The 23,279-nt window shown below is 62.1% G+C and carries 20 protein-coding genes; 3 read left to right on the forward strand and 17 right to left on the reverse strand.

What is annotated here, in order from left to right:
- Positions 1-100: 100 nt before the first annotated feature.
- Both J4E08_RS24475 and J4E08_RS03955 read left to right on the forward strand, forming a co-directional pair.
- A complete protein-coding gene (locus tag J4E08_RS24475; protein WP_502949235.1) occupies positions 101-562 on the forward strand; it encodes a DUF6538 domain-containing protein in 462 nt (153 codons plus the stop codon).
- Positions 563-688: 126 nt separating this feature from the next.
- Positions 689-1,462 carry a CaiB/BaiF CoA transferase family protein gene (locus J4E08_RS03955; protein ID WP_349537457.1) on the forward strand — a complete coding sequence of 258 codons (774 nt, stop codon included), beginning with the start codon at positions 689-691 and terminating at the stop codon, positions 1,460-1,462.
- Positions 1,463-1,825: 363 nt separating this feature from the next.
- Here J4E08_RS03955 and J4E08_RS03960 read toward each other — a convergent pair whose 3' ends face one another.
- The 3 genes from J4E08_RS03960 to J4E08_RS03970 all read right to left on the reverse strand — a co-directional run bounded on the left by J4E08_RS03960 (position 1,826) and on the right by J4E08_RS03970 (position 4,847).
- Positions 1,826-2,587: an ABC transporter ATP-binding protein gene (locus tag J4E08_RS03960; RefSeq protein WP_349537366.1), complete on the reverse strand. Its 762-nt coding sequence runs from the start codon at positions 2,585-2,587 to the stop codon at positions 1,826-1,828.
- Positions 2,581-3,648, reverse strand: coding sequence for a FecCD family ABC transporter permease (locus J4E08_RS03965; protein ID WP_349537367.1), 1,068 nt, complete (start codon positions 3,646-3,648; stop codon positions 2,581-2,583). Before J4E08_RS03965 ends, J4E08_RS03960 begins: the two co-directional genes overlap by 7 nt.
- Before the next feature lie 62 nt (positions 3,649-3,710).
- Complete coding sequence (locus tag J4E08_RS03970) at positions 3,711-4,847, reverse strand: ABC transporter substrate-binding protein (protein WP_349537368.1); 1,137 nt, start codon at positions 4,845-4,847, stop codon at positions 3,711-3,713.
- Positions 4,848-4,969: 122 nt separating this feature from the next.
- On the opposite strand from J4E08_RS03970, the gene J4E08_RS03975 reads away from it, so the two are divergent.
- Positions 4,970-5,734: a class I SAM-dependent methyltransferase gene (locus J4E08_RS03975; protein WP_349537369.1), complete on the forward strand. Its 765-nt coding sequence runs from the start codon at positions 4,970-4,972 to the stop codon at positions 5,732-5,734.
- Between the two features lie 1,395 nt (positions 5,735-7,129).
- Here J4E08_RS03975 and pcaF read toward each other — a convergent pair.
- Genes pcaF through J4E08_RS04045 form a run of 14 tightly spaced genes read right to left on the reverse strand, consistent with a single transcriptional unit; the run spans position 7,130 to position 23,081 of the window.
- A complete protein-coding gene (pcaF, locus tag J4E08_RS03980; protein ID WP_349537370.1) occupies positions 7,130-8,323 on the reverse strand; it encodes a 3-oxoadipyl-CoA thiolase in 1,194 nt (397 codons plus the stop codon).
- A 25-nt stretch (positions 8,324-8,348) separates the two neighbouring features.
- Positions 8,349-9,932 (reverse strand): GMC family oxidoreductase, encoded by a 1,584-nt coding sequence (locus J4E08_RS03985; protein WP_349537371.1) that lies wholly within the window; start codon positions 9,930-9,932, stop codon positions 8,349-8,351.
- Positions 9,929-11,098, reverse strand: coding sequence for an acyl-CoA dehydrogenase family protein (locus J4E08_RS03990; RefSeq protein WP_349537372.1), 1,170 nt, complete (start codon positions 11,096-11,098; stop codon positions 9,929-9,931). The genes J4E08_RS03985 and J4E08_RS03990 overlap by 4 nt, the downstream gene beginning before the upstream one ends.
- Entirely contained in the window at positions 11,095-11,886 is a 792-nt protein-coding gene (locus J4E08_RS03995; RefSeq protein ID WP_349537373.1) for an oxepin-CoA hydrolase, alternative type, read from the reverse strand. The genes J4E08_RS03990 and J4E08_RS03995 overlap by 4 nt, the downstream gene beginning before the upstream one ends.
- Positions 11,887-11,896: 10 nt before the next feature.
- Complete coding sequence (locus J4E08_RS04000; protein WP_349537374.1) at positions 11,897-13,105, reverse strand: CaiB/BaiF CoA transferase family protein; 1,209 nt, start codon at positions 13,103-13,105, stop codon at positions 11,897-11,899.
- Positions 13,106-13,118: 13 nt separating this feature from the next.
- Positions 13,119-14,003: an SMP-30/gluconolactonase/LRE family protein gene (locus J4E08_RS04005; RefSeq protein WP_349537375.1), complete on the reverse strand. Its 885-nt coding sequence runs from the start codon at positions 14,001-14,003 to the stop codon at positions 13,119-13,121.
- On the reverse strand, positions 13,996-15,522 hold the full coding sequence (locus J4E08_RS04010) for a tripartite tricarboxylate transporter permease (RefSeq protein ID WP_349537376.1): 1,527 nt from the start codon (positions 15,520-15,522) through the stop codon (positions 13,996-13,998). The genes J4E08_RS04005 and J4E08_RS04010 overlap by 8 nt, the downstream gene beginning before the upstream one ends.
- 1 nt (position 15,523) lies before the next feature.
- Positions 15,524-15,970 (reverse strand): tripartite tricarboxylate transporter TctB family protein, encoded by a 447-nt coding sequence (locus tag J4E08_RS04015; RefSeq protein ID WP_349537377.1) that lies wholly within the window; start codon positions 15,968-15,970, stop codon positions 15,524-15,526.
- 49 nt (positions 15,971-16,019) lie between these two features.
- Complete coding sequence (locus J4E08_RS04020; protein WP_349537378.1) at positions 16,020-17,246, reverse strand: SDR family NAD(P)-dependent oxidoreductase; 1,227 nt, start codon at positions 17,244-17,246, stop codon at positions 16,020-16,022.
- Positions 17,246-17,992, reverse strand: coding sequence for an SDR family NAD(P)-dependent oxidoreductase (locus J4E08_RS04025; RefSeq protein ID WP_349537379.1), 747 nt, complete (start codon positions 17,990-17,992; stop codon positions 17,246-17,248). Before J4E08_RS04025 ends, J4E08_RS04020 begins: the two co-directional genes overlap by 1 nt.
- Positions 17,982-18,986, reverse strand: a complete 1,005-nt coding sequence (locus J4E08_RS04030; RefSeq protein ID WP_349537380.1) for an acyl-CoA dehydrogenase family protein — start codon at positions 18,984-18,986, stop codon at positions 17,982-17,984. Before J4E08_RS04030 ends, J4E08_RS04025 begins: the two co-directional genes overlap by 11 nt.
- Positions 18,987-20,171: an acyl-CoA dehydrogenase family protein gene (locus J4E08_RS04035; protein WP_349537381.1), complete on the reverse strand. Its 1,185-nt coding sequence runs from the start codon at positions 20,169-20,171 to the stop codon at positions 18,987-18,989. It lies immediately after the preceding gene.
- The gene (locus J4E08_RS04040; protein ID WP_349537382.1) at positions 20,168-22,306 is read right to left on the reverse strand and encodes an acetate--CoA ligase family protein; all 2,139 of its coding nucleotides are present in this window, start codon (positions 22,304-22,306) and stop codon (positions 20,168-20,170) included. Before J4E08_RS04040 ends, J4E08_RS04035 begins: the two co-directional genes overlap by 4 nt.
- Position 22,307: 1 nt before the next feature.
- Positions 22,308-23,081 carry an enoyl-CoA hydratase/isomerase family protein gene (locus J4E08_RS04045; RefSeq protein ID WP_349537383.1) on the reverse strand — a complete coding sequence of 258 codons (774 nt, stop codon included), beginning with the start codon at positions 23,079-23,081 and terminating at the stop codon, positions 22,308-22,310.
- Positions 23,082-23,279: the final 198 nt, after the last annotated feature.

The raw sequence follows: 23,279 nt of genomic DNA on the forward strand, positions 1-23,279 counted from the left end.
CCAAGGCATAGGCTGAATCTGGCAAGTACAGTGTCACACAGCACTGTAGCACAAATTCCTGAAATGCGGGTCGCTCGTCTCCAATTCTGGAGGCCTCATCTTGGCGACCACCCCCTACCTCCTACAACGCGGCTCCACTTGGAGCTGGCGTCGGCGCGTGCCTGAGTTTTCCACAAAAACCCGACATTGGCAGCTGTCTCTGCGCACTACGGACCGGTCGATCGCGTGTATCATCGCACGCAGATTGAACTACGAGTGCGACCGGATGCTGGATGCAATCACCGATAAAAAGCTGACCCCCGCCCAGGCCAAGGCCTGGCTGACTTCGGTTGTGCGCAGCGAGCTTGACCGCATCGAGCGTCAACGCATGATCAGCCGGATGGATCCGAGGAATACCGGCGTCTCGATTGGGCGACGGCGCGCGCATGGACCGCATCTGAAGGTCGGGAAGATCCGAGCCTGGAACAAGCACGCGCCCTTGCGCGGGAAATCCTCGACAGCACCCCCTCCGAGATCATCGGAATCCAAGAGCCCCTTCACATCTCCGGGGAAACCACTCTGATCGAGACACCTGCCCCAACTCAAGTCCCTACCCAAAGGCCCGAGTTCAGTTTCGATCCGGACATTGTCGCGCTAGGGTCAGGCGCCGAACAAGCTGGGCATTCCCTTGGGCGACATGGCCTGAAGCATCCTTTCGGTTTTCGGGCTTCTGGCCGCGCTGCATGAGCGCAATGCCACCGGCAAGAGACGGCAAGTGGAGGTCGCCATGCTGGACAGTCTCATCTCCATGCAGGGCTACCTGTCACAGATTTATGTCGTCACCGACCAAAGCCCTCGACCGGTTGGAACCCAGCATCCCAGCATCGTGCCCTATGGCTCGTTCCCGACGTCCGACGGTGATGTGATCGTGGCCTGCCTGACCGATCGCTTCTGGCATAATTTCGCACGCAGTCTGGATCGCGAAGACCTGATCGAAGATCCGCAATTTTCGCTCTATGAGCAGCGTCTGGAAAATCGCGATGCCCTGAACCCGATCATCATCGAACGGATGAGCCGCGACACGTCAGAGTACTGGCTTGCACGTCTGAGCGATTTCGATGTCACGAAGGCGCCGATCCTGTCCGTTGGGGACGCGCTGGAACAGCCCCATGCCCTTGCTCGAGGATTGCTCGAAACGGTCAATCATCCAACCGAGGGCACCATGCGGCTTGTTCGTGGCCCCATACGCTTCGATGGCGAAGGTCCATCGGCTGCCACCGCCCCCAGCCTGCTGGGCCAAGACACCCATAGCATCCTGAAGGCGACGCTTGGCTACAGCGATGAAGAGATCAAGAACCTGTCCACCGCAGGGCGATTCCGGAAGAGATGTGATATCGATTTCTGTCGGAACCTGCGCTTTAGCCATGGTGTGGCGCGGCGACGGCCAGCGAACACCGGCCCTCTGGCGCTACGATTAAAATAAGGTCAGGCCGCATTATTGGCTCGGCAACAAGACCCCGGCAGAAGCGCGCCCCGCGTTCAAGCTACGTGATGGCATCGCCCCGGCGGGCTTGCCACACCCGAAACAGACGACCATCAAAACCGAGGACTCTCGTCATGACTGAGGGACGGCCAAGAGAAGGTCATCGTGTTCATGCGAGGAGCGTTGGTCAGACCCACCATCGCAATACGGCTGCGAACCAGTGGATCGATAACTCGGTCATGAGGATCGCTGCGCCGGACCTGTCAGCAATCTTTGACCGCTAGGCAATAGCTCACGGTTTGACGGTCGCAGACTGGGGATAAATCGTCGGCAGTCTCGCGCCGCCTTTTTATCGATAAACCACTACATTGAAACCAGATCCGCCGGGCCATCCACGATCATCATCGGGCACCCTCGGGAGCAGCGCTCGACCCGACTGTCGATACCGTAAAGGCGGCGGATCATGTCGGGGGTCAAGACTTCCAGCGTGGGACCAAATGCCTGAATCCGCGACTCCCCCAGCGCCATGGTGTGGGCGCAGCAGCGCATCACTTGGTTGAGGTCGTGCAAGGCCAGAACCATCACCGCGTCATTTTCCTTGGCATAAAGCCTCAGCGCCTCCAGCACCTCGTACTGGCGATTGAGATCAAGCGCAGATGTCGGCTCGTCCATCAGCACCACCTTGGGCCGGCTCACCAGCGTCTGTGCGATCGATACCGCCTGCCGCTGCCCTCCGGACAGCTCCGGCAGCTGCTGATCAGCCAGATGGGTGATCCTGAAACGGCGGAGGGTTTCGTCCACCTTGCTCAGCTCGGCAGAAGACAACCGCCATCCCCCGCCCCCCTGTTTCAAGGCCAAGATGATCGATTCATACACAGTGAGTGCTGCGGACATGCCCGTGTCCTGCGGCATGTAGCGCAGGTCTTGGTGTTCCGCCCCGTCCAGTCGCACATGACCGGCGCCACGCAGATGCCCGGCAATTCGGCGAAACAAGGTCGATTTGCCGGCCGCGTTCGCCCCGACAAGGGCCGTCAGCACCCCACCTTGCACGCGCGCCGACGCATCGGACAAAATTTCGCGCCGACCATACCGTGCGCCGATCCGTTCCAGCGTCAGACTTACCATGACTTGCGTCCTTTCGTGAGGATCAGTGCGGCGAAAAAGGGCACACCCACGAGTGCCGTGATGATCCCGATAGGCAGGACGGCCCCCGGCAGGATTGCCTTCGACAGCACAGATGTTGCCGACAGGATCACCGCCCCCGACAGCATCGCGCCGGGCAGAAAGAACCGCTGATCCTCGCCCAGCAGCAACCGCGCCAGATGCGGGCCGACAATGCCGATGAACCCGATGGTTCCGACAAAGCTGACAGGCACAGCCGCGAGGACCGACACAAGCAACAGCACCTCAAGCCGCAAACGCTTGACCGGCACACCCATCGCAGAGGCGCGAACTTCGCCGAGACGAATTGCTGTCAGAGCCCAGGCCCGGCGGGCAAAAAGCGGCGTACAGACCGCTAGGATGACGGCGGTGACGGCGACCTTGCCCCAGGTCGCCTTGGTCAGGCTGCCCATCGTCCAGAACACCACGGCAGAGAGCGCCTGCTCAGAGGCAAAATACTGCAGCAATGCCAGCGCCGCGTTGAAAGAAAACACAAGTGCGATGCCCAGCAGGATGATCGTTTCCGTTGTCACGCCCCGCAGCGTCGAGAGGCCAAAGATCAGCAGCGACGCAGCCATCGCCATGGCAAAGGCGTTAATCGGCACCATCAATGACACAGCACCGGGAAACAACGCGACGCCCAGAACCATCGCCAGGGCCGCACCGAAACTCGCTGCCGCTGAAAGGCCCAAGGTGAAAGGGCTGGCCAGCGGGTTCGCCAGAATGGTTTGCATCTGCGCCCCTGCCAGTGACAGGCTCGCCCCCACGGTCACAGCTAAAATCGCCATGGGCATGCGGATATCCCAGACCACGACGCGCATCTGCAAATCTGCCGATCCCGGTGCAAAGATCGTCTGCAGCACCTCCGGTACGCCGTAGCGTGCAGGCCCCAGCGACACGTCCACCGCGACCGACAGCACCAGCGCGATGGTCAATCCGACAAGGATCGTGATGCGCCGGGCCACCAGCCCGCGGTAGCTTTGCGCGGTTGTTGGTTCGGAGGCGTGTATTTCCGTCGTTGACATCTCATCTCCAATGGCGTGTGGCGGCCCCGGTATGGGCCGCCATATTCAGAGGTTAAACAGGCTCAGTTGGCCGCAGCGTCCCCCAGAGACACCCAGTAGCCGGGCTTGTAATCCACCGGCAAGAAGCGCGCGTGCAACTCTTTGAGAGTTTCTTCGGGATCGAGATCCGGGAACAACTCAGGGTGCAGCCAGGTCGCCAGTTTCTGTACGGCAACAAAGCTGTAAGGCGAGTTGTAGAACTGGTGCCAGATGCCGTGAACCTGATGGTTTTCCACTGCTTTTACGCCCGTGAACGCGGGCCGCTTCGTCAGCGCTGCAAGTTTCTTCTTTGCCTCGGGGATGTCCGAGCCAGGCCCCATGCCGACCCACGCGCCACCGGGCACGTAGGCGTCCCAATTGCCGCCCGTGACGACGATCTGATCCGGATCGGAGGCGATGACCTGTTCCGGATTGACCGTGCCAAAGGTGCCGGGAATGAACTCCGACGCCATGTTGGTTCCACCCGCAAGTTCGACAAAACGCCCAAAGTTGCCGTCGCCAAAGGACATGCAGCAATCCTCGGAGTAACCACCGGCCCGCTCGACGAAAACCAACGGACGCTGAAGATCGTCTTGCGCGGCGACCACGTCGGTGACGCGCGCAATCTGTGCTTCGTAGAAGCTGTTGAACTCTTCGGCCTTCTCTTCTTCACCGAAGAGCTCTCCGATGATCTGCATCGACTGCGAGGTATGCTCGAACGGTTTTTCGCGGAAGTCGACGTAGACGATGGGGATGCCGACCTTGGCCAGTTTCTGCTCGTAACCTGCCTCGTCGGTCGCAGCCTTGGATTCGAGGTTCATGATCATCACATCAGGGTTCAGCGAAACCGCCTGCTCGATGTCGAATGAGCCGTCCTTGAAGCCGCCGAAAGTTGGAATATCGGTCAGTTCCGGAAATTTTTCCGCATAAATGTCATAGCTTTCCGGGGAAGCCTCTCGAAAATCGTCGCGCCAGCCGACGACGCGACGGAACGGGTCTTCGCGGTCCAGTACGGAGGCGAAAAAGATCTGTCGTCCTTCGCCCAGGATCACGCGCTCGACTGGTGCATCCACGGTAACTTCTCTGCCGGCGATGTCGGTCAGGGTGATCGGATCGGCTTGCACGAGGCTGGCTGCGAAGAGGCTCAACGCACTTGCGCCGAGAAGGGAATGAAGGGTCATCAGTTGCTCCTGAGTCAGGTCACTTCGGCCCGCCTAGTATATCCGACACTTTCCATCAACTAAAAAGTTGACAAAACCAATCAGCTAAATGACATCAGAAAAAAAGCCACCGGAGCAGCCGCATGACCTCAAGCAACCGAAATCTTCGTGACAAAATTCGAGAATACTGGTCTGATCGCGCGGCCACCTTTGACGAAGAGCCTGGCCATCGCATTGACGACGGCGCCGAGATGGCCGCATGGGAGAGCTTGTTTCGTCGTCACCTGGGCGATGGCGACGGGCGGGCACTCCTTGATCTCGCGTCCGGTACCGGGGAAATCGCGCGTCTATGCCAGCGCCTGGGGTTCAAGGTAACGGGCCTTGATTGGGCGGAACCGATGCTGGAGCGCGCGCGAGCCAAGCTGCCGGACATTCCCTTTATACAAGCGGACGCCGAGCGCACGACCCTGCCCCCGGCCAGCATGGACGTGATTGTCACACGTCACTTGGTCTGGACTCTGGTCGACCCGGCCGCAGCCTTTGACGAATGGTTCCGCGTGCTGCGCCCCGGCGGGACGCTCTTGATCGTGGACGGCGACTTCGTCTCAAGCGGCTGGATATATCGGATGCTGGCACGGCTTATGGCCGCAAAACCGCAAAGCGCCACACCCACGGCCAACAGCTTGCGCCACCGGGATATTCTCTCTCGAGTGCATTTCAGCGAAGGGGCGCGCGTGGATTATGTGGTTCCAATGCTCAAAGCGGCGGGGTTCGATCCAATCGTCAGCGACACCCGTCTGGCACCTATCCACCGCGCGCAGGCAGCTCAGCTAGGATGGCGGAAATCACGTCTGCGCCGATCAGAGCATCGTTATGTGATATGCGCGACCAAGCCAGGTCCGTATTAACTCCGATGAGTTTCAGGTGCTGTTCAGCACATCCTTCGCCGAAACGTTGAACGGGCCGACAGGGCCGCAGAAGTCGCGTCATTTTCCGCAATCCTGATGATTTAATTTACCTCCAGCGCTGACGTGCTGCGGGAGAGACGCTAAACAAGGAAGCTATCTGCAATTGGAAAAATTGGTCATGTCGCGCTTACGTTCCCCTCAACTCAATTCGCCAAGCCCTTGTTCGCAGGCCAAAGGGGATATCACCCAACGACGAGTGCTGCCGTTTTGGGTTATATCGCGTTGATCTAATGACGCATTGCAGCCTGAGCTTGGGGTCTGGTTTCTCAGCGGTTGCGCCAGATCAACTCAGCCTTCAGAGAATAGTAGACACTTTCAACCATGGAATTGTCGTAACGATTGCCTGTTCCACTCATTGATACCGGCTCTGCTCCACAAATCTGAGTGTCAATCGACTTCCCCTTTCGCCGGAGGAACTTATCTCTTGGACTGTGTCCCGGGTATGACCAGAACTTTTAACGGGCAAGCACGGCGTTCCGGACCTGAAGTTCAGCAGCTTTTCCATCTTAGTCGCGGGCCATAAAGCCGTGGCCAAACAGCTTGAAGCAGGGCATCCATTGTCCGGAACTGCGTTTGCAACTCAAACGTCACGAGACGGGCCGATTTCGTCTGTCGTGATGCCAACCGCATGAAACCTCGGTGTTTCCCAACACATTCCGAGATAGAGCTTACGTCAAAGGCCCTTCTTTGGCCCACCATGCTTGCGGGGTACTGGGCGTCTCGGAAATTATCCGGGGGATCAAATCGCCTCTAGACGATCGGCCCCCAAACGCCTTCACCTTCGGCTTTCGTCGCGTACGGCATTGTTTCCGGACCTATTGCGGTACATGCCTTTTCGCCGGTCAGAAGATCGTAGTGGCGCCAACCCACTAGGTTTAGGGAGGGTGACGTGCCGTTTTTTTTGACGGCGACACAAGGTGATGAAGTCTTGGACATTTCAACCGCCCCCTCCCAGAGGCAGCCGGCTGTCGGAGGAGCCTGTCCTCTGCCTTGAGCGGGTTTCCAAATCGCGCCTAGATTACGCAGACTCATGTGACTTCATCGGAAAAGGTTTCCGGATGGCCCCGCTATCTGGTCTCTCCGACGCGTCAAATAATGGCCCGACGCAACCAGCCCGACGGTAAACGCACCACATCTCTGCCGGCGGTACGCTTTGTCCGAGGACCAATTAAATGGTTGGCCCTCGACGAATAAAAGGTGGTTTTCGCAAGGTCTTTGAAGACGACCCAGGATTATCGAAGAAAATCCTCTGCACAGATCCGTACAACTGACGCCGGGTACCGCACTGAAGTGACAACGGACCAGATGCATGAACTGGTCCGTTGCAATCAAGGATCACACCCGTTCGAGCGCGATAGCGATACCTTGTCCGACGCCGATGCACATTGTCGACAGGCTCTTTTCACCGGGCTTGAGGGAAAGCATGGCCGTTCCCGTAATTCGCGCGCCGGACATGCCCAGCGGATGACCCAGCGCGATGGCACCACCGTTCGGGTTTACCCGCGCATCGTCATCCGCGATGCCCAAGTCGCGCAATGTGGCGAGGCCTTGGCTGGCAAAGGCTTCGTTCAATTCGATCACCGAGAAGTCATCCTCCGTCAAACCCAATCGCGCCATCAATTTCTTCGAAGCCGGGGCTGGACCGAAGCCCATGATGCTAGGCGGAACACCTGCCGTCGCCCCGCCCAGCACACGCGCGACAGGCGTCAGCCCGTGCTGTTTTGCTGCTTTCTCGGAGGCAAGGATCAGAGCCGCGGCGCCATCATTCACGCCCGAGGCATTCCCGGCGGTGATGGTCCCATCGGGTCGCACTATAGGCTTCAGGCTGGCCAGCTTGTCGATGGTCGAGGCGCGCGGATGCTCGTCGGTATCGACGATCGTCTCGCCCTTGCGTGTCTTGATCGTGACCGGAGTAATCTCCTGTTTCAGTCGCCCGTTCTTGATCGCCGTAGCGGCCTTGTCCTGTGACCGCAGCGCAAAGGCGTCTTGGTCCGCGCGGCTCACGCCGAATTCGTCGGCCACGTTCTCTGCGGTCTCCGGCATGGAGTCGATGCCATATTGCGCTTTCAGCATGGGGTTCACGAAGCGCCAGCCAATGGTGGTGTCATGAACCGCATTGGCGCGGGAAAAGGCGGTTTCGGCCTTGGGCATCACGAAAGGCGCGCGGGACATGCTTTCGACACCACCCGCGATGATCAGGTCGGCCTCACCGGCGCGGATGGCTCGCGCGGCCATGGTGACCGCGTCCATACCCGACCCACACAGCCGGTTGATCGTGCTGCCGGGCACCTCCGTCGGCAATCCCGCCAGCAGCGCCGACATGCGTGCCACGTTCCGGTTGTCCTCGCCGGCCTGGTTGGCGCAGCCATAGTAGACTTCGTCAACCGCGGCCCAGTCGACATCGCTGTTGCGGGCCATCAGCGCGGTGATCGGGATCGCGCCGAGATCGTCGGCCCGCACCGGTGCGAGCGCCCCGCCGTAACGCCCGATCGGAGTCCGGATGTAGTCACAGATGAAAACGTCGGTCATGGTCTGTCTCTCTTTTGTCGTTCAATCACGCGCTGGCGCGGATGAAGTCTGCGGCGCGCGCGCCGATCATGATGGTCGGTGCGTTGGTATTGCCCGATGGCAGGCACGGCATAACCGAAGCATCGGCAACGCGCAGACCCTTGATGCCATGGACCGCCAGTCGCTGGTCGACCACGGCCATCGGATTGGATGCCGAGCCCATTTTTGACGTGCCCGCCGGGTGATAGACCGTCTTGGCATGGCTGCGGATGTATTCTGTCAGGGTTTCGTCCGTGTCCGGCCCGGGCGCAGGGCGCTTGCGCTCGGCCATCACCGCCTGCAGCGCTGGCTGCTCGAGCAGGCCAAGCGCCTTCCGGAGGGCCGCAATCGACAGGGCCATGTCCGCAGGGTCGCTCATGACGCCACTCCGAAAAACCGGCGGATCCGCAGGGTCGGCCGAGCGAAGCCGCACCTCGCCGCGCGACTTCGGCCGCAGCACGCAGACCGAAAAGACAACGCCGTGTCCCTCGAGCTGCACAACCCCCTTGGCCGCGTTGTAGCCCGGCATGAAATGTAGCTGCACGTCGGGGCGTCCGCCCCCCGCAACGTCGATGAAGCCGCCGGCCTCCACCATATTTGACGACAGCAGTCCACGCCGGGTCGCAAGGTATTGCAGCATGTGCAGGGCACCGCGCGGCATGCGATCCTCACCCACCACCGACAACGGTTCGCGGGTCTTGACCTCAATGGGCACGATGGCGTGGTCCTGAAAATTTTGGCCGACGCCCGGAAGATCAGCGACGACGGGTATGCCTTGCGCCTCCAGATCAGCACGCGGACCGATGCCGGAACGCATCAGGATGAGCGGTGTTGCAAAAGCCCCCGCAGACAGCACAACCTCACGCGATGCGTGGACTTCGCGACCGTCCGCCAGACGGACCCCGGTGGCGCGGCCCTGCGAAATCAGAACCCGGTCGACCCGGGCATTCGTCATCACAGTGAGGTTCTTGCGCTGTCGTACCGGCCAAAGAAAGGCGCGCGCCGCCGAGGCGCGCCGACCCTTGTGCGTGGTGGTCTGGAAAAAACCGATCCCCTCCTGCCGCGCGCCGTTGAAATCGCGGTTTGGCCGGATCTGTGCCTGCATCCCCGCATTTACGAACGCCTCCGACAAGGGATGCCTGTGGCGCGGGCTGGAGACCGCGAGCGGTCCGCAGCTGCCGTGATGGTCGTCGTCGAAAGTGTCGTTGTTCTCCAGCCGCTTGAAGACCGGCCCCACATCGGCCCAGCTCCATCCTTCGGCGCCGTTCGCCGCCCAGTCGTCGTAATCCTGCGGCTGGCCGCGCAGGTAAAGCATCGCGTTGACCGATGATCCGCCGCCCAGAACGTTGCCTTGTGGCACGACAAATGGACGGCCCGCGAGGTTGTCTTCCGGCTCTCCGGTGATCATCACCGCATCACGACCCTTCTGCATGATCTTGAAAAAGGTTGCGGGAATGTGGATCCAAGGGCTTACGTCGCGCCGCCCGCCTTCAAGCAGCAACACGCGGCAGCTTTCGTCCTCGCTCAGCAGTCCGGCAAGCGTCGCGCCGGCAGAGCCACCGCCAACGATGATGACGTCATGCTCGCTCATGCCCGACCATTTCCTTGCCGACGCCGGCGCTCCTGCTTGACGATGTTGAGCTGGTGGATCTGGCTGGTGCCTTCGTAGAGCCGGAACAGCCGTACATCGCGGTAATAACGTTCGATCGACGCGTGGTCGGCCACGTAACCCGCGCCGCCAAAGACCTGCACCGCCCGATCCGCGACCCGGCTTGCCGCCTCGGAGGCGAAATATTTGCAAATGGAGGCTTCGAGCGCAATGTCCTCACCTGCGTCGCGGGCTCTCGCGGTCTGCATCACCAGTGCGCGGGCGGCCTCGATATCCACACGGCAATCCGCCAGCAGTGCCGCAACGAGTTGGAAATCGATGATCTTCTGTCCCGATTGTTCGCGCCCCTCGGCGTGGGTCATCGCAAGGTCGAGCATCCGGATCGACGGCCCGGTGCATAGCGCGGCCAGATGAATGCGCTGCTTGTTCAGCACCTTCATTGCGGTGCGAAACCCCTGCCCTTCGACACCACCGATCAGGTTTCGCGCCGGCACGCGAACGTTATCCAAGTGCACCTCACCTACTGGGGACCCACGCTGCCCCATCATCTTGTAGGGAGCGGAGGTAGACACCCCCGGCATGGCCCGCTCTACGATGAAGGCTGAAACCCCGCGCGCGCCGGGCGTATCCGGATCGGTGCGTGCCATGACGGTGAAGATATCCGCGATGGGCGCGTTGGTGATATAGCACTTCATGCCGTTGAGCACGTAGTCGTCACCATCCCGCACCGCGACTGACGTCAGCGACGAAGCATCCGATCCCGCCCCCGGCTCCGTCAAGGCGAAGGAGCCTGTCAATTCGCCGCTTGCGAGGCGCGTCAGGTACTCGCGTTTTTGCGCTTCGGATCCGTCAGCGACAAGCGCTTCGGACCCGATGCCTGTATTGGTGCCGACGCGTGCGCGAAAAGCGACCGCGCATTGGCTGAGCTCCATCGCGCCAAGGACAAGCTCCTCGGTCGTCAGGCCGAGACCGCCGTATTCCTCGGGGATGGACCAGCCAAAGTAGCCGCGCGCTGCCATGTCGGCCACGATCTCGTCGGGCACGCGATCCTCCGCCTCGACGCGGTCCTCGCTGGGATGGGCCACGTCCCGCACCCAGCGGTGAACATTTAGCAGCAGCGTATCGAGCTTTTCCTGATCACGGATCATGAATCACCTTTGCTGAAATCGGGTTTTCGCTTTTCGAGAAAAGCCGCAAGCCCTTCTCCCGCCTCGTCACCGAAGCGATGATGATTGATCATGCGCCCCTCATAGGCGAGGTGTTCAGCCAGCGCGGCCTGACCTGCGGTGGCGATCTCCGCCTTGATGGTGCCGATGGCCATCTGCGCGCCGTGCGCACAGGCGCCGGCCAGCGCAAGGGCTGCATTGAGCGCCCCGCCCGGCTCCACCACCTCATTTACGGCCCCCGCGGCGAACAGGCGTTCCGCGCTCACCGGGCGGCCAAGCATACACAGCTCCGACACGAGCTGCCGCGGCAGGGCCTCGCGCAGGAAGTAGGTCGCGCCCCCGTCGGGCGTGAGGCCGATCTTGACGTATGCGGCGGTAAACTTCGCCCCTTCGCTTGCCACCACCATGTCGCAGGACAGTGCCAGCGACAGACCAAGTCCCGCCGCGCCTCCCTCGACAGCGGCGATGACTGGTTTCGGGCAGTCACGAAGCGCCATTATCATAGCGAACAGCGCATCGGTGTTTCGCGCCACCTCCGAACGGGGCAATTTCCGGCTCTCTTCGAGGGCGCGGACGTTGCCACCGGAGGAAAAGAACCCGCCCGCTCCGGTCAGCACGATGGCACGGACGTCAGGGTCGTGGCCCGCATCGACAAAGGCCGCACGCAGCGTTTCGTACTGGTCCCGACCTATGGCGTTCTTTGTCGCGGCCCCGTTCATGGTCAGCGTCAGCACTCCGCTGGAACGGGAGCTTTCGATCTGTGTTGTCATGATATGTCCCTTAGATAATGCCGTTGTCGCGGAGCGTCGCGATTTGCTCGGCGTCGAACCCCAGATCGGCGAGGATCTCATTCGTGTCGACGCCAAGGTCCTTAGCCGACCAGCGCACGCGACCGGGGTTGTTCGTCAGTCGTGGTACCACGTTCTGCATACGCACCGTGCCAAAATCGTCATCGGCAACAGCTGTCACCACTTCGCGCGCTTGCATCTGCGCATCTTCAAAGATCTGCTCGACCGAGTAGATCGGGCCGATGGCCCCGCCCTCCCGCGCGAACGCGTCCAGCGTTTCGTCCAGCGTGTGGCTTTCCATGTAGGCGCGGAATATTTCGTCCAGTGTCTCGCGTTGCGCCATCCGTGCCCTGTTGCCGACAAAGCGCGGATCGTCGATCAACTGAGCCTGGCCGATGGCACGCATGTTCGCCGCGAACATGCTGTCGGTCGACCCCGTGACGGTGACATAGCGCCCGTCCTTCGTGCGAAAGACGTTCGCCGGCGCCGTGTACTGGTTGTTGTTGCCGTCGCGCTCGCGCACCTGACCCAGCTGATCGTATTCGATGGCAATGTTCTCCAGCAGCCGGAAGGTCGCCTCCGTCAGTGCAAGGTCGATTTCCTCGCCGCGCGTGCCATTCGCCTTGATTCCGTAAAGCGCTGCCATGATCGAAAACGCGCCGAAAACTCCCCCAAAGGCATCGGCGATCGGATAGCCCGGATGCACCGGAGCGCTTTCCTTCATGCCGGTGATATAGGTCAGGCCGCCCATCGCCTCGAAGATACGGGCGAAACCGCCTTGCCGGGATTTCGGCCCCGTCTGCCCGAATGCGGAGACGCGCAGGATCACCAGGTCGGGGTTCAGCGCCCAGAGCGTTTCCCGGTCCAGCCCCCATTTCGCCAGCGTACCGGGGCGAAAATTCTCAACCAGCACGTCGTGCTCGGCGATGAGTTTTTTCATGATCTCAAGCCCCTCGGGCTTGCGCAGATCGAGTGTACCGTAGCGCTTGCCCCGGTTTGTCACCTTCCACCACAGCGGCTTGTCATCGCGAAAGGGCGGAAAGTACCGCAGGCCGTCGCCGCGTCCGGGCATCTCGAATTTCGTCACCTCGGCGCCAAAATCCGCAAGCAATGACGCAGCGAAGGGCGCCGCGATGATGGTCGCGATGTCGAGCACCTTGAGGCCCTTGAGTGGTCCTTGACCGTCCATTTGATCGAGCATCTCGCTCCCTCCCCTAGTCCATCATGCCCTGAAAGCAGGCCTCTTCGATCCCACGCGCGCCATGATCGCGGGTCGAGAACAGGCCACCGCCATCGGGGCTTTTTGACACCACACGCCCGGTTCCACTGTCGCGTATCGATGTCATGTAAAGCACATCCATCCCTGCCCCGCCGAAGGCCAGGCTGGATGGGTAATCCACCGGGGCCCTGGTGCGGTGGATTACCCTGCCGTCAGACGCAAAGCAGCCGATTTCGCCAGTGTGGATCAGGACCGCCCACATATTGCCGGCGGCATCCACAGTGGCCCCGTCGATGCCGGAACCCAAGGCGGTGCAGTCGATATGAGGCCGTATGGCGCCGACATCGCCCGTCTCCGTGTGATAGTCGGCGGCAAACGACGTACGGGCACGCGTGTCGGTGAAATAGAGCGTCCCGCCATCCGGGCTGAAACAGATACCGTTTCCAATCATCACGCCCGTTTCGGCCAGCACCCGATGCCGCGCCTTGCCGAACCCGTGTATGTCCCCGACAGGTTCGCCGCCGCGCCCCATGCCGATGCAGACAAAGCGGCCCTGCCTGTCCAGCTTGCCATCATTCAGTCGCATTGCCTCCGGTGCATCCGTAATCTCCACCAGAAGCCGTTCCGCCTTGGTCTCTGGATCGAGCCAGAAGACACGCTGGTCGATGGTGGCGACAATACCGTTGCCTTCGACCAACGCGATGGCGCCGACATGTCCGGTCACCTGCAAGGTCTGAACGGTGCCGTCCGCGCGCAGTTCGCGGACCTTCCCCGCGACACCATCGATCCACCACAGGCTCTGGCTGAGGGCGTTCCAGACAGGGCTTTCGCCCAATGCATCCGATCCCGTGTTCAGACGTTCGAAACGAAGATCAGCCATTTGCGTCGGCCTCTTTTACGCGGCTTTTCTTTCCGGCGGAAACCAATCGAGACACAACGGCCCAAACGAGGATCGCAAACGTAATGGCCAAGATGCTGGCGGCGATGGGCCGGTCGGCAAAGGAGCCGATATCCCCCCGCGAGACAATCAGCGCCCGGCGGAAGTATTCCTCGATCATTGGCCCCAGCACGAAGCCCAGCAGCAGGGGCGCTACCTCGAAATTCAGCGCCCGCATCCCCAGACCAAGAAAGCCGAACCCCAACAACACGAAGACATCCACCACCTGGTAGTTCACGCTGTATATGCCGATGCAGGTAAAGGCGACGATCACCGGGAACAGCAGGTTGTAGGGGATCTTCAGGATGCGCACCCACATGCCAACCAGTGGCAGGTTGAGCACCAACAGCATCAGGTTGCCGATGACAAAGCTGACCACCAGCCCCCAAAACAGGTCGGGGCTGTCCTGAATGACCGTTGGACCGGGAATGATGCCGTGCACCATCATCACCCCAAGCATGATCGCCATCACCGGGTCGCCGGGAATCCCCAGGCTGAGTGTCGGAATGAACGCTGCCTGCACCGCAGAGTTGTTCGCGGCCTCCGGCGCGGCCACGCCTTCGATGGCGCCGTTGCCGAATTCCTCGGGATGTTTCGACACACGGCGCTCCACCGCGTAGGACACGAAGGTCGCCACGAGGCCACCAGTGCCGGGAAGCGCGCCAAAGAACCCGCCGATGCCGGAACCGCGCGCCATTGGCATGATCGAGCGCTTCCAGTCTTCGCGGGTTGGAAGCATCTCGCGAAGGCGGATCTTGCCTTCGTGGACACGTGGGATCTCTTTGCGCCCGGCAGAGGCGATGATCTCCGGAAGGCCGAAAAGCCCGATGGCCACGGCGACCAGCGGCAAGCCGTCGAACAGCACCGTCTGGCCGAAGGTAAAGCGCGCCACGCCGGAGTTCAGGTCCAGCCCGATCAAACCCAGCGCCAGCCCCAGCGATACCGACACGAGCGAGCGTAACGAACGCCCTGACCCGATGACCGAGGCCGCGATCAGACCAAGCAGCATGAGCGCCACGTATTCATGCGGACCAAAACGCAGCGCGACCCGCGACAACGGGACTGAAAACCCAGCGAGCAGGATAACACCGAAGATCGACCCAACAAAGGAAGCGATGGCCGTCATGAACAGCGCCTGTCCGGCGCGTCCCTGCTGCGCCATGGGATAGCCATCGAGGCCGGTAACCGCGCTTGTCGCCGTGCCGGGCAAATTCATGAGGATCGACGCGGTCGAGCCGCCGTAGGAGGCCCCGTAATAGATCCCGCCCAGCATGATCAGTGCGAGCGTCGGTTCAAGATGAAAAGTGATCGGCATCAGCATGGCAAGCGTCGCCATGATCCCGATGCCTGGCAGAACGCCTACCAAAGTCCCGAGAAACACCCCCAGGAAACAGTAGAACAATCCGCTCAGTGAAACGGCCACGGTAAGCCCGAGCGCGATGTTGGAAAATAGCGTATCCATTTCAGAATGCCTTGATCTGAAGGCCGAGGCCCAGACGGAATATCAGGGCGCAGACGATCGCGGTGCCAAGACCAAGGATCAGCCCCACCAATGGCTTGGTGCGTTCATTGGCAAGGCTTGCCAACAGCACGGACAGGGTGATCGAGGGGATCATGCCGAAGCGTTCGATGGTCAAGGCAAACGCGCCGAAGGCCGCCGCTACAAAGAGCATACCGCGCAGTTGGTCGCGCCCTGCCATCTGTGGCGCACCAGTGACGCGCGAGGTGATGAGCATCAGTGCCGCAAGAACGACCATGGACCAGCCCAGAATGGTCGGGAAATAGCCCGGCCCCATGCTGGTCAGGGTGCCCATGCGGTAGTTCCCCGCCTCGAGAATGATGAAGATGCCGATCCCTGCCGTGATGACGGCAGCGAAGATATCTTCTAATCGGTTGAATACGAAGCGCATGTTCTCCTCCCATGGATCTCTTGCTTGCGTGGCACAGCGCCGAGTGTCGTCAGCGCGCCGTCTGGTATGAATAAATGACCTGTCCCGTCACCAAGCGGGCCCGCTCACCCCCAAGAAACCTGCACAGACCGGCAAGTCCCTCGCGTGATGGGCTGCGCCATATCACGGAGTTGACCCGCAATCCGGCGGGGGCCCATTCCAGCGCCAGCGTCCGCGTCAACATGTCCACCACGGCCAAGGTCACGGCATCGGTGCTCTCCCCTGCGCCGATGACAATGGTCAAGGCAAAGTCGCGGCTGCGCGGCAGCTCGCGGGCACAGCGGATGGCGCGGCTGCGGATCTGTCCCAAGATGCTTTGCGCTTCGGGAAGCGCACCATCAAGGAACGTGGCGTCGATCACGGCAGCAACATGGCTCTGCGTGCCTTTTCCGATGGCCTGTGCCAAAGCCGCGTCTCCCCAGACGTCCTGCCGGCCCTTCGCCGCATCGCCCCGAGTGGGCGCGGTGTCTTTGCTTGGTACGCCGAGCGCACTGCCCCCGTCCACGCCAAGCGTGACGCCGGTCAGGCAATCCCCGTCCAGCGCGGCGTGCAGCACGGCGGCTGCGATATCCTCTGGCATCGCGATCTCTCCGAGTGGGATGGGCGCGGCAATGCGGTCCAGGTCCACGCGGCCTTCACGTGCCAAGGTTTCCACCAGTGGCGTGCGCGTGTAGCCTGGCGCAATCGCGCAAAGGCTGATGCCCTTGGAGGCTGCGTCGTCTGTCCTGTCCCTGACCAGTGCAACGACTCCAGCCTTCGTCGCGGAATACGCCCCGCGCAACGCGAGTGGCCGATACGCGGCGCCGGAGGCGAGGCAGACAATCGACCCGCCGCGCGGCAGAGTGTTCAATGCGCATTCGCAGATCTCTGCCGTCGCCGTCAGATTGAGCGCGATCAGCCGCTCGAAGGACGCTTCTTCGATCTCCATCAGACTGCGGCCCGAGCTGTCGGTCATACCGGCGTTGTTCGCGACCACATCCAGACCGCCAAGTGCAGACCGCGCGCGATCAACCAGCGCTCGCGCCTCACCGGGCACGCACAGGTCAACGCCAAGTGCCACATGTCCGTCACCAAGCTCCAACGCCCGAGCCTTGACCGCCTCCATGTCTATGTCGGCAAGTGCCACGCGCAGGCCCTCCGCTGCAAAGGCCCGGGCAATCGCCCAGCCAATGCCATGTGCCGCACCGGTGACCAGCGCGCAACGCACCGTGGGACTGGAAGACAAGAGACGGGTCATCAGCGGATCGCGATCCCGATGCCGCCGTCGATGGACAGCACCTGCCCGGTGACGAAGTCGCTTTCATCACCAAGAAAATAGCCGATAGACCGCGCGATATCATCGACGGTGCCAAGCCGCCCCAGCGGAGTTGCCGCGGCGCGGGCTGCGTCACGTTCCGCGTTGCGGTTGCGTGCCGTGCCTTCGGTCGGGATGGCGGAGGGGGCAACGGCATTGACGCGGATGCCGCGGTCGCCCAGCTCGCTTGCCGCCGCACGGGTCAGACCGGTGACACCGGACTTGATCCCGGAATAGACCATGGAGTTCTTTGCCGACCGAAATGCCGCGGCAGAGGCGACATTCACGATTGTCCCGCCCTCTGTCATCACGGCAGACGCCGCCTGCGTGGCCCAGATGATCCCGGAAAAGCCGACGTTGAGCATGCGGTCCACAGTTTCGGGCATGATGTCGGGGATCGCTTGATAGCGCACCCATGCCGCATTGTTGACCAGCCCGTCGAGACGCCCGGTGCGTGCTACCGTATTGGCGACGGCGGCTTCGATGCCGGCCTTCGTACCAGCGTTCTCGACAACGGCAAAGGCTTCGCCGCCCGCTGCCGTAATCATCTCGACGGCCTCGTTGGCAAATTCTGCCTTGAGGTCGTTCACCGCAACGATCCATCCTCGGGCGGCCATCAGTTTTGCGGTGGCGGCCCCGATCCCGTGGCCTGCTCCTGTGATCAGGACGGTTTTCTTGTCAGACGACATTGGCAATCTCCCCATACCACGCGTTTGTCGAGGCACCGATCAGGCGCTGCCCCAAGGCTTCTGTCTTTTCGGCCACGCCGCCGGCCTGGGCCTGCGTGCGCATCTGGCGCAGATGCCGGTGCAAAGGAACCTCCCAAGTGAACCCCATGCCCCCGAAGACCTGGATGGCACTTTCAGCAACCGCGATACCGGCGCGCGCCGTGGCCAGCCAGCAAGCTTCGCGCGCCAGATGCACGTCACCGCCCGGCACCTCAGTCAGGGCACGGGCCAGCGCGTTACGCATGGTTTCGGTGGCCAGCTTGTCGCGGGAGAGCCGGTGGCGGATCACTTGGTTTGCGGACAAAGGCTTGCCGAATTGACTGCGGTCCTGGGCGTACTCCACGGCCAGTGTCAGGCATGTCTCGGCGGACCCGCGAACAAAGGCCGAGCGCAAAACCATCGCGTCCGAGCAGAGCGTCGCGACCGCATCCACCGACAGCTCGATGCCCTCCGGCTGGCCGGTCAGGATGAACCGCGCCTCCGGCGTTTCAGTGTCGAGCGTTGCGCCGCGGCGCGAGGCAACGGTGGCGCCAATCCGCGCCAAAACCGCGCTGCCGTCGGCGCGGAAGATCACCACCCGGTCGACGGTTTCGCCCATGGGTGCCGCACCGACGACGCCGTCCTCTGCCACGCCTTGCCATGCAATCGTGACGGTGGTTTCGCCTGTGATGACGGCCTCGGCCTCTGCCGCGTCGAACTCTGCCAGCGCCCGCGCCACAAGCATCGCCTCCATCAGCGGAAAGCACAGGAGCCCCTCGCCTGCCGCGGCCACCACCGGCACCGCGAATTCGAGCGGCAGGCCAAGCCCACCGACGGTTTCGGGCGCCGCAACGCCGATCAGACCGGCCTCGGCCAGAAGCGTTGCACGCGCTGAAGGCGCTGCTTCGGCGCAGGCTTCCATGACGGCACGCGCCGTGTCTTCGAACTCTTTCGGGTCGAGATCAAAATCCATCATTCAGGCCGCCTTCTTGAGATTGAGAATACGCTTGGAAATGATGTCGAGCTGGATCTCGGTCGTCCCCGCGTAGATCGTTTCGGCCCGGCTGGCGAGATAGATGGTCTCGAACCGCGCACGGGCGTCAGTCAACGCCTGCCCGCCGTCCAGCGGAAAGCGCGTGGTAACTTCATAGGCCATCTGCGCCCAACGCTGGTGCGCCTCGGACCAGTAGAGTTTTGGCAATGAGCCGCGCGGCCCGATCTGCTGACCGTTCAGAAGATCGGCGACCATGGTTTCCACATGACCCTTGAGGTTTTCGACTGCGATCCGCGCTTGCGCGACCTCGGCGCTGTAGCCTTTCAGGATCTGATAGGCGCGGTTGTCAGACCTACAGGCGGCCACAAGGTGATCGATCTCGCTCTCAAAACGCCAGGAGCGGTACATCCGGTTGGTGGCCCGTTCGATCGACAGCACACGGCTCGCCGCGGCCCAGCCTTCGTCCGGGGCGCCCAGCATGTTTTCCTCGGCGACCATGACGTTGTTGAAGAAAACCTCGCAAAAAGATCGCGCACCGTCGATCGACACGATTTCGCGCACGTCGATGCCGGGGCTGTCCATCGGCACCGCAAAGAGCATCAATCCTTTGTGCCGATCATCGGCACTGCCCGTACGCGCCAGCAGAAGGCAATATTGCGACTTGGACGCGCCGGAGGTCCAGATCTTCTGACCGTTCACCTTCCAGCCGTCAGCGGTTTTTTCAGCCTTGGTTCGCAGGGCCACCAGATCGGACCCTGCCCCGGGTTCAGAGAACCCTTGGCACCAGATGTTCTCCATCTTCAAGATCTTCGGCAACAAGTCGCGCTTCTGATCCTCGCGGCCCACGGTCATGATGATCGGACCCGCAAGCTCCTTGCCGATGGAATTCACCGCATTGGGCATCGGCGACAGGCCGATTTCGCGGTTGGCCTCCAGATGTTCGCGCAGACCAAGCCCGTGGCCGCCATATTCGACAGGCCAGGTGATGCCGACCAGACCCGCTTCGTGCTGTGCCGCCTCGAAGGCGATTTTCTCGGCGAGGCTGGCCTCCTGCGTCGCGCGGTCCGTGCGCAGCGCATCTGTCAGATTGGCCGCGATCCAGCCGCGTGCCTGAGCGGCGTAGGCCCCGGGTTCGTAGCTGCGTTCGATGCGTTCCTGCGTCGTCATTGCGCTGCCTCCTCCGCTTCGGTCTGCCGGGGCACGATCAGCGCATCGAGCGCCACGGCCCCGTTCCCGACGCCCCTCACAAGGAGCGGATTGATGTCTATTTCTGTCACGTCTTCGGCATGGGTCACCGCAAAGCGCGACAGTGCCACGATGGCCTGCGTCAGGGTTGCTAGGTCCGCTTTCGGACGCCCCCGCGCCCCGTCGAGCAACGCAAAGGCCCGCAGGCTGCGCACCATTCGCTCCGCCTGTTTGACCGTGACTGGCGCAAGCGCCAGGGCGGTGTCTTCGAACACCTCGGTGAACACGCCGCCGAGCCCGACCATGACCACTGGACCGAAGGTCGCGTCCTCCGTGGTGCCGAGGATCAGTTCCGTGCCCTGGCTGCTCATCGGTGCGACCAGCACACCGTCAAGCCGGGCGTTTGGCGCGTGCAACTCCGCCGCCGTGATCAGCCGGTTGAACGCGGCGCGCGCATTTTCCTCTCCGGACACACCAAGTTCGACGCCGCCAATGTCGCTCTTGTGCTGGATGTCAGGAGACAGGATCTTCATCGCGACCTTGCCACCGATTTGCGTGACAGCCTGCGCGGCGTCTTGTGCCGTTGTAACGACGATCTCTTCGGGAAAGGGAAGACCTGCCTCCTTCAGCGTGGCCTTGGCCGTCGCTTCGTTCCACGACGCACCCGCCGGGAGTGGCGCTGGGGCAATCTCTTCGACCTGCTCCGCACCGACGTCACGCAGAGCACCGGCCTTAGCCAGCGCCGCGATGCCACGCATCGTCGCGTCGATGGTGGGAAAGCAAACGATCCCCATGGCGCGCAGATCCGCGATGGCATCCTGTGGACCACCAATGATGGCGACGAGCGCCTTGTTCGGGTGCGCTGCACTGACCTTCCGCAGGGCCTCGGTGTAGACAGCGCGCAAACGCGGCAGCCCCATGCCCATCGCCAGCATCAGGCAGACGGTCGAATTGTTCGGGTCTTCCAGTGCGGCATCGACCAGATGTTCCAGGATCTCCGGACTGGCCGACATCTGCGCCGTCGCGTCGATCGGGTTCACCGCCGAAGCCAGCGGCAGCCGCGCCCTGATCCGGGCCTGCGTGTCTTCGGCCAGTGCATTGACCGCGACGCCGTTGGCTGCCGCCGCATCCGCCATCATCACGCCGAAGCCCCCCGAGGCGGCGACCATCGCAGCCGACGGATCGGTCCCGATGCGACGCGCGCCCATGGCTTCCAGAGCAACACCAACCTGGACGAGGTCCTCGATCGACTGGACGCGCACCGCGCCGTAACGCTCGAACACCGCATCGAACACTCGGTCGCTGCCCGCCAGTCCGCCGGTGTGCGAAAGGGCTGCCTTCTGCCCCGCCTCGCTGGTGCCGATCTTCATGACGACAACCGGCTTGCCCGCCGCACGCGCCCTGGCCAGCGCACGGGTCAGCCGCGCGCCATCCCGGCAGGTTTCCAGCACCAGGAGAATGACGCGCGTCGCCTCATCGTCTGCCATCCAGTCGACCGCATCGGCCGCCTGAACGTCGGCCTCATTGCCTGTCGCGATGAACCGCGCGATCCCGGCACCTTCGCGGCACAGACCCGCCAGCGTGACAGAACCGATATTGCCGCTTTGCGACGCGATGGAGATCCCGCCTGCACGCGGCATTTCCTTTTCCAATGCGATGGAAAAGGTGCCTATGGCGCAATTGGCGACAGAGACGGCTCCCAGACAGTTCGGGCCAACGATGCGCATGCCACTGGTCTCGGCCAGCGCCGTGACCCGCGCCTGAAGCGCCTGCCCCTCGGCCCCGTTTTCGGCAAACCCGGCGGACAAAACGATGGCCGACCCCACGCCGAGTGCCGCTGCACGTTCCAGCACGCTCACGGCCGCAGCTCCCGGCACCAGGATCAGGACCAGGTCCGGCACTTCCGGCAGATCGTCGAGGGTAGGATAGGCTTTCAGCCCCTGCACCTCATCCGCCTTGGGATTTACCGGAAAGACATTACCCTTGAAGCCATGCTTGAGCAGCATGTGGATCGGGCGCCCGCCGGTCTTTTGCGGATCCGACGACGCCCCCACCACAGCGATCGAACGCGGTTCGAAAATCGCGGTCAGCCCCGCCTTGTCACGCGTATTGTTCATGTCAGCGTCCTTTGAATTCCGGCTGGCGCTTTTCGAGAAAGGCCATGCGGGCTTCCTTGGCGTCCTCGGTTTTGGAAAGGGCCATGGTGTAGTTCTGCTCCAGCCGGTAGGCGTCGCGCTGCGGCATGTTTTCAACCATGTTTGCCGCTTCCTTGGCGTATCTGATCGCCAGCGGTGCCTTGGACGCGATCTCCGTCGCGGTGGCCATGGCGGTGTCGAGCAGATCTTCGGGCTTGGTCACCGCCTCGATGACGGAGCGGTCCAGTAGATCCTGCGCAGTCATCCGCATCCCGGTGAAGAACATTCGACGCGTGGTGGACCGCCCGAAAAGACTGTTGAGCATGGAGGCCCCGCCCGCCAGGCCCACGTTGATCTCGGGCATGCCGAAAACCGCGTTCTCGGAGGCAAAATATATGTCGCAGGAGGCCATCAGGCCCAAGCCGGCACCCAACGCGGTCCCGTTGACGGCAGCGACGACCGGCTTGGCACATTCCCGTATGGAGTTGCCTGTCTCGCGCGTGATCCGGTTGTGTTCGAGGAAATCACCGGGGTTCGATGGATCTGGCCGATCCTTGAGGTCTGCACCGGCGCAGAATGTCTTGCCCTCGGCTGTCAGAACGGCAGAACGGATGTCGTCTCTCTGGGAAATCTCGTCGAATATCTCGACGATCTCGTGACGCATCTTGCGATTCAGCGCATTCACAGGTGGCCGCGCGAGGGTCACCAGTGCGACCATACCATGCATCTCCACGCGGACGTGCTCTTTGCCCATCATAACTGGGTCCTCCCTATCGCGCCGTTACGGCTTCCTCCGAGTGACCGAGCAGAAATCTTGACCAGGTCAAGCACCTGACCGACCGGTCAGTCACAACCTTGGTCTAGCCAGCTAGCTGAGAATTCGCAAGAATTTTTTTAACCAGATTCCGTCTTGACTGACCGACCGGTCACCACATAGCGTCTAGGCGACTCGGAC

This window comes from Sagittula sp. NFXS13, assembly GCF_040148795.1.
Classification (GTDB): domain Bacteria; phylum Pseudomonadota; class Alphaproteobacteria; order Rhodobacterales; family Rhodobacteraceae; genus Sagittula; species Sagittula marina.